A 14,767-nucleotide genomic window follows, 5' to 3' on the forward strand; every position below is an offset into this window, starting at 1 on the left:
ACGCGCGCCTGAGTGTGTTTCATCCGATCGTCACACTGATGGGGCGCTTATCGCTTTTCGGCGCGATCTGTTTCCCGGAGGGGAGCGCGGTGGACAATACGCGCATGACGCAGCAGGCCGAAGACAACTGGTGGAACCGGCTGTACGAGGAGCCCGCCCAGGACCCCGCCCCGCCAGGGGCGCCGGACGCCACCCTGGACACCCACTTCGACTCGGCTGTCTCGGCCATCCACGAGCCGGCGCCTTTGCCACCGGATCCACCGACTGCCCCCGCCGCGTCCTTAACATCGGCGGTCCCGGCCGCGTGGGAACTCCCCCTGCTGCGCTCCGAATCGGCCACCCGGGCCCGGCCCGCGCCCCAGGAGCCGGCCCGCACGGCACCCGTCTCCCGGGTCCGCCCCTGGGCGGTCCCCCACCCGGGCACCCCCACGCCGGAGCGCGCTCCGGTCGGCACGGGGCGCCCCGGCGCCCCCCTGCTGACGACCCTCACGGGCGTCACGGAGGCCGCCGAACCGGTCTCGCCGTCGGCGGCGTGGGAAGGCTCCGGCTCCGACGGTGAACGGGACGGCGGGGCGCCGACGGTTCGCAAGGACGCGGCCGAGCCCGCGGCGCCGCGCTCCATCCGTGCCCCGGAACCGGCCGGCGGCGCGGATGCCGGAAGAACTCCGGCAGGGCACCCCTCCGGTGGCCCCGGCGGCTCGGGCCGCCCGTCGGACCCGGTGGACGCCGAGGGCGTACGGGATTCCCGGCACGCCACGCGGGGCGACACGGAGCCCGCCGCCCGTACGGAGGAGGCGACCGGGCCCGCGTCGCCTCGCACATCGGGCCGCCCCACGGCACGGGATTCCCGGCGCCCGGCCCCTGCCCCGGCCGACCCCGACCCCGACGCCGGGGACGGACGGCATACCGGCAGCGCCACGCCGGCGCCGCCCGGGGCAGGGCGTGCCCCGCGCGGCCCCAGCCTGTCGGACCGGCTGGAGGCGGGCGCGGGCGCAGACGCCGTCGATCCGGCGGAGTCGGCCGTGCCGGTACGTGGTGCTGATTCCCGGGGCCGGGCCGGTGTGTGCGAGTCCTCGGGGTCGGGTGCCGGTGGGGCGGGGGTGTCGCCTGTGAGCGGTGTACCGGGGGTCCCTCCGCAGGGTCCGAGTGTGTCCGACCGGGCCGGGGCAGGTACGGATGCCGTCGATCCGGCGGAGTCGGCCGTACCGGTACGTGGTCCCGATCCCCGGATCCGGGCCGGCGCAGACGAGTCCTCCGGGCCGGACCAGGGCGGCGCGATCGCGCCACCCGTCACCGGTCTACCCGGGCGCTCGCCCGATGGCCCCCGGGCTTCGGGCCGGGTCGACCCCGGATCCGGCCGTCGCGCGGACGACGGCTTCGGCGGCGGAGGCGCACGCGGCCCGGCGGAGCGCCGGACCGGGGCCCCGCCCCCGCCCCTGCCCCCGGACGGCTCCGGCGATCCCGCCGTCCCGGACGCAGCCAGCACGCGTCCCCGTACGGAAGAGGACCGCGCCGACGCCCGCCGGGGCACGGTCGGCGTACCGGGACCCCGCGTACCGGAGGCCCCCGCTCCGGGCCGCTCCGGACCGCCGGTGATGCCGCTGGCGCGCGCCCCCTGGGAGCCGCCCGAGGAGCTGCCGCGGCCCGTGCCGCCCGCGCACCCCGCCGTACCGCTGGACCAGGCCGTACCGCCGCCGGACCCGGGCGGCCGTACGGGAGCCGTGCGGGCCGCCGCGCACCCCGGCCACATCGGGGACCGGCCGCCGACCTACGACCCGGAGCCCACCGCGCTGCCCGCCGCCACCCCGGAGAACCTGGCCCGGCACACCCCGGACACCGTGCTCGACGGCGCCCGCTGCGGCACCGCCGTGCTCCGCGCCGCCTCCGTCCGCGGCGACTCCGCGCGCTACCGGGGCGAGCCCCGGCACGACGCGCTGCTCACCGCCCGGTTCGGGAAGGGCTCCGCCGCGCTGGTGCTGGTGGCCGTCGCCAGCGGGGCGCGTGCCGCCGAGGGGTCCCGGCTCGCCGCGGCCGACGTCTGCCGGTGGATCGGCGGTGCCGTGGGCCGCAGCCACGCCCGGCTCGCCGACGACATCCGCGCCGAACGCAGGGGAGACCTCCGCTCCGGGCTCCACCGGCTCACCGACCGGGGCTTCGGCAGGCTCCGTGCCACCGCCGCCGACCTGGGTGTGGCGCCGGAGGAGTACACCGCCGGGCTGCGCTGCCTCCTGATCCCCGCCGACCCCCGGTGCCGCGTCCGGGTCTTCTTCGGCGCGGGCCCCGGCGGGCTCTTCCGGCTCCGGGACGGCGCCTGGCAGGACCTGGAACCCGCCGGGACGACGCTGCCCAAGCCCACCGAACCGTCCGCTGATGCGGACGCGCCGCCGGGCGAGCCGTTCCGCTTCCGCGCGCTGACGGCCCGTACCGGCGACACGCTCCTGCTGAGCGGCGCGGGCTTCGCCGAACCGCTGCGCGGCGAACCCGCGCTCGCCGCCGAGCTGGCCGCCCGCTGGGCGGACCCCGCCGGACCCCCGGGCCTCGCGGCCTTCCTCACCGATCTGGGCCTGCGGGTCAAGGGCTACGCGGACGACCGCACCGCCGCCGCCCTCTGGGAGGGCTGACCCGCCGGACGCACCCGGGCTGCGGTACGGCGCTCCCCATGGGTTGATGGACCTGCGAGCCGCCGTGTCACCGAGGCGCGTGCCGCCGTGCCACCGCGTCGGTGACACGGCGCACCGGCGCCGCCGTGCGCCCGCCCGCGCCCGTGCCCGCGCACAGAAAGGGTGTCCGATCCATGGCCAGACAGAACGTCGCGGAGCAATTCGTCGATCTGCTCGTCCGCGCCGGTGTCGAGCGGATGTACGGAGTCGTCGGCGACAGCCTCAACCCCGTCGTGGACGCGATCCGCCGCACCTCCGCCATCGACTGGATCCAGGTCCGCCACGAGGAGACCGCCGCCTTCGCCGCCGGGGCCGAGGCCCAGATCACCGGGAGGCTCGCGGCCTGCGCCGGCTCCTGCGGCCCCGGCAACCTCCATCTGATCAACGGGCTGTACGACGCCCACCGCTCCATGGCCCCGGTCCTCGCCCTCGCGTCCCAGATCCCGTCCGGCGAGATCGGACTCGGCTACTTCCAGGAGACCCACCCCGACCAGCTCTTCCGGGAGTGCTCCCACTACAGCGAGCTGATCTCGAACCCCCGGCAGATGCCCCGGCTGCTCCAGACCGCGATCCAGCACGCGATCGGCCTCGGCGGGGTGAGCGTGGTCTCGCTCCCCGGCGATGTCGCCTCCCAGCCCGCGCCCGTGAAGGCGGCGGAGAACGCGCTGGTCACCAGTCGGCCGTCGGTACGCCCCGGGGACGCCGAGATCGACCGGCTGGTGCGGCTGATCGACGACGCCGACCGGGTGACCCTCTTCTGCGGCAGCGGCACGGCGGGCGCCCACGCCGAGGTGATGGCCTTCGCCGAACGGCTCAAGGCCCCCGTGGGCCACGCCCTGCGCGGCAAGGAGTGGATCCAGTACGACAACCCGTACGACGTGGGGATGAGCGGACTGCTCGGTTACGGCGCGGCCTACGAGGCGACCCATGAATGCGATCTGCTGATTCTGCTGGGCACGGACTTTCCGTACAACGCCTTTCTCCCGGACGATGTGAAAATCGTGCAGGTGGACATCCGGCCGGAGCGGCTGGGCCGCCGGTCCCGGCTCGACCTCGCGGTCTGGGGCGATGTCCGGGAGACCCTGCGCTGTGTCACGCCCCGGGTGCGGGCGAAGGCCGGCCGGAAATTCCTCGACCGGATGCTGAAGAAACACGCCGACGCCCTGGAAGGCGTCATCAAGGCGTACACCCGAAAAGTGGACAAACACGTTCCGCTGCACCCGGAATATGTCGCCTCCGTCCTGGACGACCTCGCCGCCGACGATGCCGTTTTCGCCGTCGACACCGGGATGTGCAATGTCTGGGCGGCCCGATATCTCTCGCCCAACGGGCGCCGCCGGATCATCGGGTCCTTCAGCCACGGCTCGATGGCGAACGCGCTGCCGCAGGCCATCGGCGCACAGTTCGCGGACCGGGGACGGCAGGTCGTGTCGATGTCGGGCGACGGCGGCTTCGCCATGCTCATGGGGGACTTCCTCACCCTGGTCCAGTACGACCTCCCGGTGAAGGTGGTCCTCTTCAACAACTCGGCTCTCAGCATGGTCGAGCTGGAGATGCTGGTCGCCGGGCTGCCCTCGTTCGGGACGACCAACGTCAACCCGGACTTCGCCGCCGTCGCACGGGCCTGCGGCGCCTACGGCGTACGGGTCGAGAAGCCCCGACAGCTGGCGGGAGCCCTGAAGGACGCCTTCCGGCACCGGGGCCCCGCCCTCGTGGACGTGGTCACGGACCCGAACGCGCTCTCCATCCCGCCGAAGATCAGCGCCGAGATGGTGACCGGCTTCGCGCTCTCCGCCAGCAAGATCGTGCTGGACGGCGGGGTCGGACGAATGGTGCAGATGGCGCGTTCCAATCTGCGCAATGTGCCCAGACCCTGAGACGGCCCCTCCTGCCCGGGGCGGGTCGGCACTGCGGCGAAGTACGTAGCCGCCGTCCGCGCCCCGTACCAAAGCAGTCGCTTTCCCGGAGGGTTGACGGAGTGATAGGTATGCGTTCCGCGCGCGCCGGGCAATCCTGTCCTTGACAGCTTTCGACACACGGGGTCAACGGATTCGGCCGGGCCGGTTCCCGGCGTACGGGTGGGGATGATGACTGGGCGTCAGGTCGGGGCCGGCAGCGGAGGCCACGGGGGCCACCATGGCGGACACGGTACGGCCGTGGGACACGCGGCACAGCGCGAGCGGCGGATGTGTCAGGAGGGGCCCGTCGAGCACACGGCCGCCAGGGTCCCGGCGAGAGCGCCCGGCACGGTCGCCGGCCGTCGCCGCTTCCATCGCCGATTAGGCCGCGCGGATCTGCACGCGGTCCCCGAAATACGCCGTGAGCTGCGGGAATTACTGGGGCAGTGGGGCCGGTGCGACAGCACCGACGTGGCGCAGCTGCTCGCCAGCGAGCTGGTGACCAACGCGCTCGTCCACACCGAGCAGGGGGCCGTGGTCACCGCGGTGGTCGCCTCGTCCACCCTGCGGGTGGAGGTGCGGGACTTCATCACCGGGCTCCCGGCGCCCGGACCGCCGGGCCACCTGCGGCAGGATTCCCTCGACACCAACGGCAGGGGACTGTTCCTCGTCCAGAGCCTCGCCGACTCCTGGGGCATACGCACCCAGGGCATGGGCAAGGTCGTCTGGTTTGAACTCCACCGGCCGGGCCGGGAGCACGGCGAAAGGCCGGTCTGATCATCTCGGACCGGCCTTTCGCCGTGTGCCGGTGCATGTGCACCGGGCCGTGCGTCCTCATGCCGTACGCGTTGCGCGGCCGCAGAGGGATCCTCAGCCGAACTGCTTCTCCAGGTCGGTCAGTTTGCGCTCCAGGGAGTCCAGGCGCGGCAGGGTCTGGGTGTCGTCCTCGGCGGTCAGATCGACCATGATCGGTTCACGGTCGAAGGCGGTCGAGTCGGCGGACGGGAGCGAGGCCCGGGACGGAAGAGGCTGCCGCTCCTTTTCTATGGCAGGCTCCACTACGGGCGCCGACCCCTCGGGCAGCGCCTGGGCGGAGCCGCTCTGGCCCCCACCACCCCCGGGGGGGACGGACCCCGCGCCGGCCAGCGCGGGCAGCTGGGGATCGCGCAGCACCCGGCCCCGGCCCCAGGCGCGGTGCTGCCGGTTGAGCGCCTTGATCCGCGCCCGGTCCAGCTTCGCCTGCTCGCGGGAGCGCAGCTGCGCCTCCTTCTTCGCCTGCCGGTCCTCGCGGACCTCCTCGACCGCCTCGTCCAGGGTGCGCACGTTCTCCAGGAGCATCAGCGACCAGGCGTTGAAGGTCTCACGGGGCGCGCGCAGCCAGCGCACCACCCGGATCTGCGGCAGCGGGCGGGGCACGAGACCCTGCTCGCGCAGTGCGGCCCTGCGGGTCTGCTTCAGCGCGCGGTCGAAGAGCACGGCCGCCGAGAGCGACATGCCGGCGAAGAAGTGCGGGGCGCCCGCGTGGTCCACGCCGCGCGGCGCGTGCACCCAGTTGAACCAGGCCGCCGCGCCCGCGAAGGTCCACACCAGCAGCCGCGAGCCGAGCGCCGCGTCGCCGTGGCTGGCCTCACGGACGGCGAGCACCGAGCAGAACATCGCCGCGCCGTCGAGTCCGAACGGGACGAGGTACTCCCAGCCGCCGGAAAGCCCGAGATTCTGCCGGCCGAAGCCGACGAGACCGTGGAAGGAAAGCGCGGCGGCGACGGCCGCACAGCAGAACAGCAGCACATAGGAGGCCGTACCGTATATGGCTTCCTTCCGTCTGCGCCGCTCCTCGCTGCGTTCCCAGGTGTCCTCCTGCTTGGCCGCCTCGGCGCCGGCCTTCTTGCCGCGCGTGAGGACCACGACCGCCACCAGGATTCCCACAACCATGACGCCGCCGGGAAGCAGCCAACTCAGCGGTATGTCTCTCATCTTGGTGTCCCTTGCGTCTGCACCGCGGTAAGGCGTTCGGCCGCCATAGTGACCGAAGTCCGGGCGATCCCAGGCGGGTTTGTGGCAAGAGAACGCCAATGGGGCCATTACGGCACGCGGATAGGTGGGTTTCACTCGGACTGCCGTACGGGCAGCGGGAGTTGCGTACGATTTATATCACCCGCACGCGGGGCGTGACATCCACAGCGGCGCAATCGTAGCGGGTCGACGGCAGGGTCGTGACCGGGCAGGGTCAACGGCCGTACCGTACACGGGTGGAAGCGGGCGGAAGCCCGTCCCGGAAGCCCGAGGGCGCCCGGGGAAGCCGGGGGAATCCGGGGCGGGGGCCGGTCAGGCGCCGGGCAGCAGGCGTGCGACCCGGTCGGCGTCGGGCGTGCGCGGGCACGTGACGCAGGTGTCCTCCGGCCGCAGCGTGTAGAAGAGGCAGCAGCTCGCCCGGTCCCTGGTGGGCAGTTGCTCGCCCTGGGGGCCCGTCAGCTTCCGGAAGCCCGGCAGGCCGACGAAGGGCCGCAGGGCGCCGGGCAGCAGGCGCTCCAACTCGGCGACGGCCCGGTCCTCCTCGCCGAGCAGACTGCCGATGTACCACAGGCCCTCGACGAAGTCGTCCGTCGCCATGCCCCACAGCGCCCGCTTGCCGCGCCGCATCCGGGTGGCGAAACCGTCGAGCAGCGGCCCGGCCAGAGCGGCGACGGCCGCCCGCACCTCCGCCCGCAGGGCCTCCTCGCCGTCGACGACCCGGGCGCCCGGGAGGGCGGCCGCGGGGTCGCCCGGCAGACAGGCGAAGCCCGTCACCCGTACCGTCATCCGCCCCAGGGCCCGCTGGAAGGAGACGTCCTCCGGCAGGATCGCGGGCACCCGGTGGCTCAGGAACCAGGGCACGGTGATCAGCAGACAGGCGGGCCAGGCGAACCGGTGCAGCCCGAAGCCGGCGATCACGTCGGGCCGGGCGCCCTCGCCGTAGTCGCGCCGGACCTGGGCGCGGTCCCAGTCGAGGAAGGCGTCCAGCGCCGGGCCGCCCGCCGCCAGTTCGTCGGCGCGCACCCAGCCGTCGCCCGAGGGCAGCGGCTCGCCCGGAGCCGTCTCCCGCACGGTCAGGTGCGGGAAGACCTCGGTCAGACGGGCGTAGGCACCCGTCACCGGGGACGCCGGGGACGCCGGGGACACCGGGGCGGGCAGGAGTGCGGGAAGGGTCATGCCGGACCACCGTATCGCGATCGTTAGCAGGTTAGCCTTACCTTATCCGACGGCCCCGGTGTTTGACCTCGTCCCCCGTCCGCCTATCGTGCAGTCAGGCCCCGGGAGCAGCCGGCCGGCCCCGGCATCCGGCCCCGGACCGGCCCGAGGAGGACCCGAGTGGACCAGGCACGACCGTGTACGACGGCTTCGTCGCCGCAGTCGTACCGGCCCCCGGCCGCCGCGCCGGGTTCCGAGCCGCAGCCGGAGCCGGATCGCGTGCCGGCGCGCATCCCCGGACAGACCCGTGGCACCTCCGCGCCCGACGCCGGACCGCGCCCGGTGCGCCGCCACTCCGTCCGCGAGCAAGTGCTGCGGGAGCTGCGGGCCGCCCTGATGGACGGCTCGCTCGCCCCCGGCGGGGTCTACTCCGCCCCCGCCATCGGTGAACGGCTCGGCGTCTCCGCCACCCCGGTCCGCGAGGCCATGCAGCAGCTCGCGACCGAGGGCACGGTCGAGGTCGTACCCAACCGGGGCTTCCGGGTCGTCGTCCGGGGCCCCCGGGAACGCGCCGAACTCGCCGAGGTCCGCGCCCTGGTCGAGATCCCCGTGGTGCTCCGGCTTGCCGGGACCCTCCCCGCCGCCCGCTGGGACGAGCTGCGGCCCCTCGCCGAAGCGACCGTCACGGCGGCGGCCGGGGGCGACCACGCCTGCTACGCCGAGGCGGACCGTGCCTTCCACCGCGCGCTGCTGTCCCTCGGGGGCAACGAACAACTGGTGGCCGTCGCGGGGGACCTGCACCGCCGCGCCCAGCGGCCGCGCACCGGCTCACCCTCCCTCGCCGCCGACGCCGCCGAACACCTCGCCCTCCTGGACGCGCTCGCCGCGGGCGACCTCCAGGCCCTCCCGGCCCTGCTCCAGTCCCACTTCGCCGCCCCGGACTCCTGACGGCACGGCGGCCGGCGCGCCCCGGGGCGAGGGTGGCTGTTCAGCCGGGTGCAGGGCCGCCGGGGCGCCGGGCTACGGCCACAGCAGGTGGCGCTGCCACGGGCCGGCAGGGCCGGGGCGTTCGTAGCGCAGCCGCTTGTGGAGGCGGTCCCTGTCCGCCTGCCAGAACTCGACATGGACCGGGACGAGGGTGCAGAGCGTCCACTCGGGGTTGACCAGGGCGGGATCCGACTCGACGCGGGCCAGCGCCTCCCGAAGGGCCCGCTCCCGTTCCCCGGTGTCCTCCAGATGATCGCTCTGGCGGCCCAGCTCCACTTCGGCCCGGGCGGAGGCGGACCGGGCCAGCAGGTCCGCGGCGCTCCGCTCGGGGGACGCCGGCTCGACGGTGCCGCGCACCCGCACCTGGCGGCCGTGGAGCGGCCAGTAGAAGGTGAGGGCCGCGCGGGGCAGGCCGGCCAGCTGGCGCCCCTTGGGGCTGCGCGCGTGCAGGGCGAACTGCCAGCCGTCGCCGTCGACGTTCTTGAGCACGAGGACCCGTGCGTCGGGGCCCCCGTCCCCGGCCACGGTCGACAGCGTCATCGCGTGCGCGTCGGGCACGCCGGCCGCGACCGCCTCCCGCAGCCACTCCAGGAACAGGTCGACCGGATCGGCGGGGGCGGCCCCGGGGTCGAAATCCGCCAGGGGGCCCGCGAACACCTCCAGCCCGCGCAGCCACGCCCGTACGTTCCCGACCTGCCCCGCACCGTCCCTGCCGTCCACCGAGCCCCCCTCGACCGGATCTCTGCTCCGACCTTATCCAAGCCGGCCCGAGTAGGTCCCGCGACGGCGCCAGGACGCGGAACCGCCCGGCGAGCCGGGCCGGGAGCGGCGGTTCAGGCCGCCGGCCCGGGGTGGGCCGGGAAGGCCAGGGCGGGGGCCAGCCAGACCGGGACGCCGCCGAGGAGGCGGAAGATCCGGGCCGCCTCGGCCCGCAGCCGTCCGGCCTCCGGTTCGGGTTCGCAGTCGGCGAGCGCCGCCAGCACCGCCGGTGTGCCGATCAGATGCCCCAGCTCGACCCGGATGCGCAGCGCCTCCGAGAAGCCGTGGCGCGCGTCCGTCAACGCCCCCTCCAGCAGGGAGAGCCGTGCCTGGTGGTACCACGTGGCGGAGAGCAGCAGCACATCGCCCCGCTCCTGCGCGCCCTGGTGCGCCCTGCTGTAGGCGGCGCGGGCCGCCTGCGGGGCCTCGCCGATGTACTCCGCGACCAGGCCCCGTTGGAAGTCCAGCAGCGGTCTCCCGGCGGAGCCGGGGGCGAGCAGGGCCGCCGCCCGCCCCAGGGCCGAACGGGCCTCGTCCGCCCGGTCGCGGACCCCGAGCCGGGTCGCCGCGTACGCCAGCCGCCCGCGTTCGCACGCCGCCGCGCCGCGCTCCTCGTCGCTGCCCGCCGCGGCCTCCGCCGCCCGCAGGGCCTCCTCGGCGTCCGCCCAGCCCTCGCCGGTGAACAGGCACCGCTCCACCAGGAGTCCGGCACGCTCCAGCGTGATCGCCGGGTCCTCCGTACCGGGGGTGAGCAGTGCCGCCGCTTCGGTCCAGCAGCCGCGTGAACGCAACCGCCGTACCGCGCTCCGGAGGGGATCGTCACCTGCTGTGGTTCCCGAACCAGACACGGCGGTATGCGCCACTACGGCCTCCCCGAGCACGCCATCGAGCTGATGAGTAGAGGGCATCTCAGCATGGAACGACCCACCGGGCCAAGAGGTTTGGTGAATTGTTTCACAATCTCTTGTGGCCGACCGGGGCCGTGATCCACCCGCCGCCGGGGGTCTCATGTGCCGTCAGGCGCCGGTTGCCGGGGCTCGCCCGGTGGCCGGAACGCCGACGCGCGGAACCAGCTGTTTCCAGTCAATCCCGTACGGCGGCCGTCCCCCTGGCGCATGAGGTACGGGGGCGCACTCCTTCCGGGCTCCGGCCGCCGCGCGCGCTCCCGCCCGCGACGGCCCGGCGCGTACCTCCCGCACGCCCCGGCGCACCGGTCCGGCCGTCCCGCACACCCCCGGCGCGACGGTCCGGCCGGGGATCAGCGCTTCTTGCGGCGCCGTTGCTGCACGGGCGTCCACGGGCCCCGGTGCAGCTGGCAGCGGGAGTAGCCGATCATCGCCTTGTTGCGGCAGCGCCCACCCTCCTTGGTCGGCGCGCCGCACAGCATCTGCCGGCCCATGGAGCCTCCCCGGTCCGTCGCGGATGTCCGGGAGAATCCCTGACCGCCCCCGTGCCGGGGCATGCCCCGGGGGCGCGGCATGTCCGGTTCCCTGCCCGGAACGGCGGAAAGTCGTGGAGAGTCAAGGAAAGCCGGGGAACAGGGGCGGCGGGAACCGGACACCCGGTCAGCCGGGCGGACGGCGTGCGCGGCGGCCCGGAAGGGCACGGTCCGCCCGCCGCGTACTCCCGCGTACCGGCCGTACTCCCGCGTACCGGCCGCCCCTTCCGTACATCCGTCTTCAGTTCATCCGCGTTCAGCTCATCCGCAGCGCCAGGAAGAAGTCCAGCTTGTCCTCCAGCCGGGACAGGTCCCGCCCGGTCAGCTGCTCGATCCTCCCCACCCGGTACCGCAGCGTGTTCACATGCAGATGGAGCCGCTGCGCGCACCGGGTCCACGAACCGTCGCTCTCCAGGAACGCGTCGAGGGTCGGGATCAGCTCCGCCCGGTGCCGCCGGTCGTACTCGCGCAGCGGGTCGAGCAGCCGCGCCGTGAACGCCCGCCGCACGTCGTCCGGGACGAACGGCAGCAGCAGCACGTGCGACGCCAGTTCGTCATGGCCCGCCGCGCAGACCCGGCCGGGTCGCGCCGCCGCCACCCGGCGGGCGTGCCGGGCCTCCTCCAGCGCCCCGCGCAGCCCCTCGGCGGAGCTGACGGGCGCGCTCACGCCGACCGTCAGCCGGCCGTCGTCGCCGAGGCCCGCCGCGAGCGGGTCGCCGACCGCGCTCAGCAGCGTCGCCGCGTCCAGTCCCGCACCGGTGGCGGGAGCGGCCCCGGCGGTGTCCGCCGGCGCCCCGGCCACCGGTGCCGGGAGCGGTACCAGGGCGACCGCCTCGCCGCCGGTGTGGGCGACCGCGATCCGGTCGCCGATGTCCGTGCCGGCGCCCGCCGGGTCGGCGAGGATCTCCTCCAGCAGCGACTGGGCGATCCGCCCGGCGCCCGGGGCGTCCCGGGGGGTGTCCTCCGCCGCGTCCTCGCCCCAGGCGACCCGGGCCACCACGACCTGCCAGTGCGGCGCGGCCCCGAGCCCCGGCAGCAGCACCGGCGCGGCGACCCGCAGCCGGGCCGCGATCTCCGCCGGGGCGGCGCCCGTCTGCACCAGTTCCAGCACCTCCTGGGCCAGCCGGCGCCGTACCGTGCGCGCCGCCTCCCGCCGGTCCCGCTCCACCGCGATCAGCTGGGTGACGCCCTGGAGCAGGTCGAGCCGTTCGGCGGGCCAGTCGCCCGCGTCCGCCTCGACCGCGAGCAGCCAGTCGGAGAGCACATCGGCGCGGACGTCCGCCGCTTCCCCGGCAGCGGCGGAACCCACCGGGAAGAGGGAGTACGTGGTGGTGCCGGCCGTCACCCGGTAGGGCGCCCGCCGCCCGGCCCGGGTCGCCGCCAGATGCTCGCGCGCCAGGTCGGCGCCCGCGCCCGGGGGCAGGTCGCCGGCCGAGCCCGCGATCAGCCGGCCGGTGGGGGAGAGCACCCAGGCCGGCAGGTCGAGATCGGAGCTGAGCAGATCGAGCACCGCGTCCGGGCCGCCGCCCGCCGGACCGGGGGTCATCAGCCGCCGGTGCCGGTCCACGACCGCCGCGAGATCGCCCGCCCGCTCGCCCGAGACCTGGCGCACCACGTACTCGGTGATCGTCGCGAACGCGACCGACTCGTGCACCGCGAGCAGCGGCATCCGGTGGCGGGCGCACGCCTCGACCAGATCGTCCGGCACGGCTCCCAGCTCCGCCTCGCCGGCGGCCAGCGCGGCCACCTTCGCGGCCGCGAGGATCCGGACGAAGGGCTCCGAGTCCTCGGGCGAATGCCGCCACGCCAGCCCCGTGAGCACCAGCTCCCCGCCCGACAGATACCGGCTGGGGTCGCGCAGATCGGTGGTCATCACGCCGCGTACACCACGGTCCAGCTCGTCCCCGCCACCGAGCAGCCGCAGCCCCAGCGCGTCGTTCTCCAGCAGTGCGCGCAGCCGCATCTCGTCCTCGCCGATCCGTCTCGTCGTACTCGTCGTACTCGTGGTTCTTGTCGCTCACCGGGGCCCCTGGCCGCGGTGTCCTGGGCGAACGGTGCCATGACCGCGTCCCACTTTTCGTTCGAATCTACAAGATGACCCGGACGACCAGCCAACTCTTTCATGTCATCAGTGACTGCACTGCGGCGCGGACCGGCTTGTGTACTGGCCGGGAGGGCCCGGTCGGGTCCGGGAAGGAGCCCGGGAAGGAGCCCGGGAAGGCGCTGTCGTACGACTTCGCGGGACCCGCGTGCGCCTGCCGCGACGCACCACCGCACAGCGCCTAACGTGACCCACGGCACCATCAGGACCACTGCCGCCCCGCGCATCCGCGGCGAAGCAGCAGGCACCCGGCGGCGGACCACGCCGCCGACGGGCCCGGCCCCCCCCGGAGCCCGTCCCTCACGACGGCCGGAGGAGAACGCTCATGGACTTCCTTCGGCCCGCGAGCTGGGCGGAGGCACTGGCCGCCAAGGCCGAGCACCCCGCCGCCGTCCCCCTCGCCGGCGGCACCGACGTCATGGTCGAGATCAACTTCGACCACCGCCGCCCCGACCACCTGCTCGACCTCGGCCGGATCGGCGAACTCGCCGACTGGGAGACCGACGGCGGCACCGTGCGCCTCGGCGCCTCGGTCCCGTACACCCGGATCATCGCGGAACTCTCCGGTCCGCTGCCCGGTCTCGCCGTCGCCGCCCGTACCGTCGCCTCCCCGCAGATCCGCAACCGGGCCGGTGTCGGGGGCAACCTCGGCACCGCGTCGCCCGCCGGGGACGCCCACCCCGCCCTCCTCGCCGCCGGCGCCGAGGTGGAGGCCGAATCCGTACGAGGGGTCCGGCTGATCCCCATCGACGCCTTCTACACCGGGGTCAAACGCAACGCCCTCGCCCCCGACGAACTGATCCGCGCGATCCGGATCGACCGCGCCGACGGGCCCCAGCAGTACGCCAAGGTCGGCACCCGCAACGCCATGGTGATCGCGGTCTGTGCCTTCGGGATCGCCCTGCACCCGCGCCGAGGGACCGTGCGGACGGGGATCGGATCCGCGGCCCCCACCCCGCTGCGCGCCACGGTCGCCGAGGAGTTCCTGACCGCCGCGCTCGCCGACGGCGGCCTCTGGGAGAGCCGGGCCCCGCTCGACCCGGGGCTGACCGCCGAGTTCGGCCGGCTCGCCGCCGCGGGCTGCCGCCCCATCGACGACGTCCGGGGCACCGCCGCCTACCGCCGCCACGCCGTCGGCGTCCTGGCCCGCCGCACGCTCACCTGGACCTGGGAGTCGTACCGTGAGGAGAGGAGTGCCCCGTGCGCGTGAAGGTCACGGTCAACGGCCGCCGACACCAGGCCGACGATGTGTGGGAGGGCGAGAGCCTGCTCTACCTGCTGCGGGAGAGGCTGGGCCTGCCCGGCTCGAAGAACGCCTGTGAGCAGGGCGAATGCGGATCGTGCACGGTCCGTCTCGACGGGGTTCCAGTCTGTGCCTGCCTGGTCGCCGCCGGTCAGGCCGAGGGCCGGGACGTCGTCACCGTCGAAGGGCTCGCCGACCACGCGCGGCGGCGGGACGGCGCCACGCCTTCCGACCCCGGCGGCACCCCGCTCGCACAGGCCCGGCGCTGGACCCCCCGCGAGGCCGGGCTCTCCCCCGTACAGCAGGCGTTCATCGACGCCGGGGCCGTCCAGTGCGGATTCTGCACCCCGGGTCTCCTCGTCGCCGCAGACGAACTCCTGGAACGGCTCCCGGAGCCCTCCGACGCCGATATCCGGGAGGCCCTGGCCGGCAACCTGTGCCGCTGTACGGGGTACGAGAAGATCCTCGACGCCGTCCGGCTCGCGGCGGCCCGCCGACCCGCCCCGGCCTCCG

11 protein-coding genes and 1 pseudogene are annotated in these 14,767 nt (G+C 74.8%); 6 read left to right on the top strand and 6 right to left on the bottom strand.

Translation table 11 applies throughout. From position 1 onward, the window contains the following. The first annotated feature begins 1,595 nt into the window (after positions 1 to 1,595). The 3 genes from SYYSPA8_RS26680 (at position 1,596) to SYYSPA8_RS26690 (ending at position 5,335) form a co-directional block, all read left to right on the top strand. Positions 1,596 to 2,621: a protein phosphatase 2C domain-containing protein gene (locus SYYSPA8_RS26680; protein ID WP_407706098.1), complete on the top strand. Its 1,026-nt coding sequence runs from the start codon at positions 1,596 to 1,598 to the stop codon at positions 2,619 to 2,621. A 173-nt stretch (positions 2,622 to 2,794) separates the two neighbouring features. After that, a complete protein-coding gene (locus SYYSPA8_RS26685; protein ID WP_323449874.1) occupies positions 2,795 to 4,537 on the top strand; it encodes a pyruvate dehydrogenase in 1,743 nt (580 codons plus the stop codon). A gap of 279 nt (positions 4,538 to 4,816) precedes the next feature. Beyond that, entirely contained in the window at positions 4,817 to 5,335 is a 519-nt protein-coding gene (locus SYYSPA8_RS26690; protein ID WP_323449875.1) for an ATP-binding protein, read from the top strand. A gap of 93 nt (positions 5,336 to 5,428) precedes the next feature. On the opposite strand, the gene SYYSPA8_RS26695 is transcribed toward SYYSPA8_RS26690, so the two are convergent. Next, entirely contained in the window at positions 5,429 to 6,532 is a 1,104-nt protein-coding gene (locus SYYSPA8_RS26695; protein WP_323449876.1) for a DUF2637 domain-containing protein, read from the bottom strand. A 351-nt stretch (positions 6,533 to 6,883) separates the two neighbouring features. Continuing rightward, positions 6,884 to 7,747 carry a (2Fe-2S)-binding protein gene (locus tag SYYSPA8_RS26700; protein WP_323449877.1) on the bottom strand — a complete coding sequence of 288 codons (864 nt, stop codon included), beginning with the start codon at positions 7,745 to 7,747 and terminating at the stop codon, positions 6,884 to 6,886. Positions 7,748 to 7,906: 159 nt separating this feature from the next. Here SYYSPA8_RS26700 and SYYSPA8_RS26705 point away from each other — a divergent pair, with 159 nt between their 5' ends. Continuing rightward, positions 7,907 to 8,674: a GntR family transcriptional regulator gene (locus tag SYYSPA8_RS26705; protein ID WP_323449878.1), complete on the top strand. Its 768-nt coding sequence runs from the start codon at positions 7,907 to 7,909 to the stop codon at positions 8,672 to 8,674. A gap of 72 nt (positions 8,675 to 8,746) precedes the next feature. On the opposite strand, the gene SYYSPA8_RS26710 is transcribed toward SYYSPA8_RS26705, so the two are convergent. From SYYSPA8_RS26710 to SYYSPA8_RS26725, 4 genes are all read right to left on the bottom strand, one after another. Further along, complete coding sequence (locus SYYSPA8_RS26710) at positions 8,747 to 9,433, bottom strand: pyridoxine/pyridoxamine 5'-phosphate oxidase (RefSeq protein WP_323449879.1); 687 nt, start codon at positions 9,431 to 9,433, stop codon at positions 8,747 to 8,749. 113 nt (positions 9,434 to 9,546) lie between these two features. After that, positions 9,547 to 10,380 (bottom strand): hypothetical protein, encoded by an 834-nt coding sequence (locus SYYSPA8_RS26715; protein ID WP_323449880.1) that lies wholly within the window; start codon positions 10,378 to 10,380, stop codon positions 9,547 to 9,549. Positions 10,381 to 10,730: 350 nt separating this feature from the next. Further along, complete coding sequence (locus SYYSPA8_RS26720) at positions 10,731 to 10,952, bottom strand: hypothetical protein (protein ID WP_323449881.1); 222 nt, start codon at positions 10,950 to 10,952, stop codon at positions 10,731 to 10,733. Between the two features lie 214 nt (positions 10,953 to 11,166). Then, positions 11,167 to 12,873 (bottom strand): helix-turn-helix domain-containing protein, encoded by a 1,707-nt coding sequence (locus tag SYYSPA8_RS26725; RefSeq protein ID WP_323449882.1) that lies wholly within the window; start codon positions 12,871 to 12,873, stop codon positions 11,167 to 11,169. 463 nt (positions 12,874 to 13,336) lie between these two features. On the opposite strand from SYYSPA8_RS26725, the gene SYYSPA8_RS26730 reads away from it, so the two are divergent. Together SYYSPA8_RS26730 and SYYSPA8_RS26735 are read left to right on the top strand one after the other, a co-directional pair. Next, entirely contained in the window at positions 13,337 to 14,221 is an 885-nt protein-coding gene (locus SYYSPA8_RS26730; RefSeq protein ID WP_323449883.1) for an FAD binding domain-containing protein, read from the top strand. After that, a pseudogene (locus SYYSPA8_RS26735) lies at positions 14,212 to 14,751 on the top strand ((2Fe-2S)-binding protein); the annotation flags it as partial. The gene SYYSPA8_RS26730 and the pseudogene SYYSPA8_RS26735, both read left to right, overlap by 10 nt. Between the last annotated feature and the right edge of the window lie 16 nt (positions 14,752 to 14,767).

The organism is Streptomyces yaizuensis (assembly GCF_034961445.1).
Classification (GTDB): domain Bacteria; phylum Actinomycetota; class Actinomycetes; order Streptomycetales; family Streptomycetaceae; genus Streptomyces; species Streptomyces yaizuensis.

Bases quoted from the DNA above. Each gene is read 5' to 3' on its own strand.
- SYYSPA8_RS26680 (WP_407706098.1), top strand. From the start codon at position 1,596: ATGCCGCTGGCGCGCGCCCCCTGGGAGCCGCCCGAGGAGCTGCCGCGG.
- SYYSPA8_RS26695 (WP_323449876.1), bottom strand. From the start codon at position 6,532: ATGAGAGACATACCGCTGAGTTGGCTGCTTCCCGGCGGCGTCATGGTT.
- SYYSPA8_RS26715 (WP_323449880.1), bottom strand. From the start codon at position 10,380: ATGCCCTCTACTCATCAGCTCGATGGCGTGCTCGGGGAGGCCGTAGTG.
- SYYSPA8_RS26725 (WP_323449882.1), bottom strand. From the start codon at position 12,873: ATGCGGCTGCGCGCACTGCTGGAGAACGACGCGCTGGGGCTGCGGCTG.
- SYYSPA8_RS26700 (WP_323449877.1), bottom strand. From the start codon at position 7,747: ATGACCCTTCCCGCACTCCTGCCCGCCCCGGTGTCCCCGGCGTCCCCG.
- SYYSPA8_RS26730 (WP_323449883.1), top strand. From the start codon at position 13,337: ATGGACTTCCTTCGGCCCGCGAGCTGGGCGGAGGCACTGGCCGCCAAG.
- SYYSPA8_RS26720 (WP_323449881.1), bottom strand. From the start codon at position 10,952: ATGCCGCGCCCCCGGGGCATGCCCCGGCACGGGGGCGGTCAGGGATTC.
- SYYSPA8_RS26685 (WP_323449874.1), top strand. From the start codon at position 2,795: ATGGCCAGACAGAACGTCGCGGAGCAATTCGTCGATCTGCTCGTCCGC.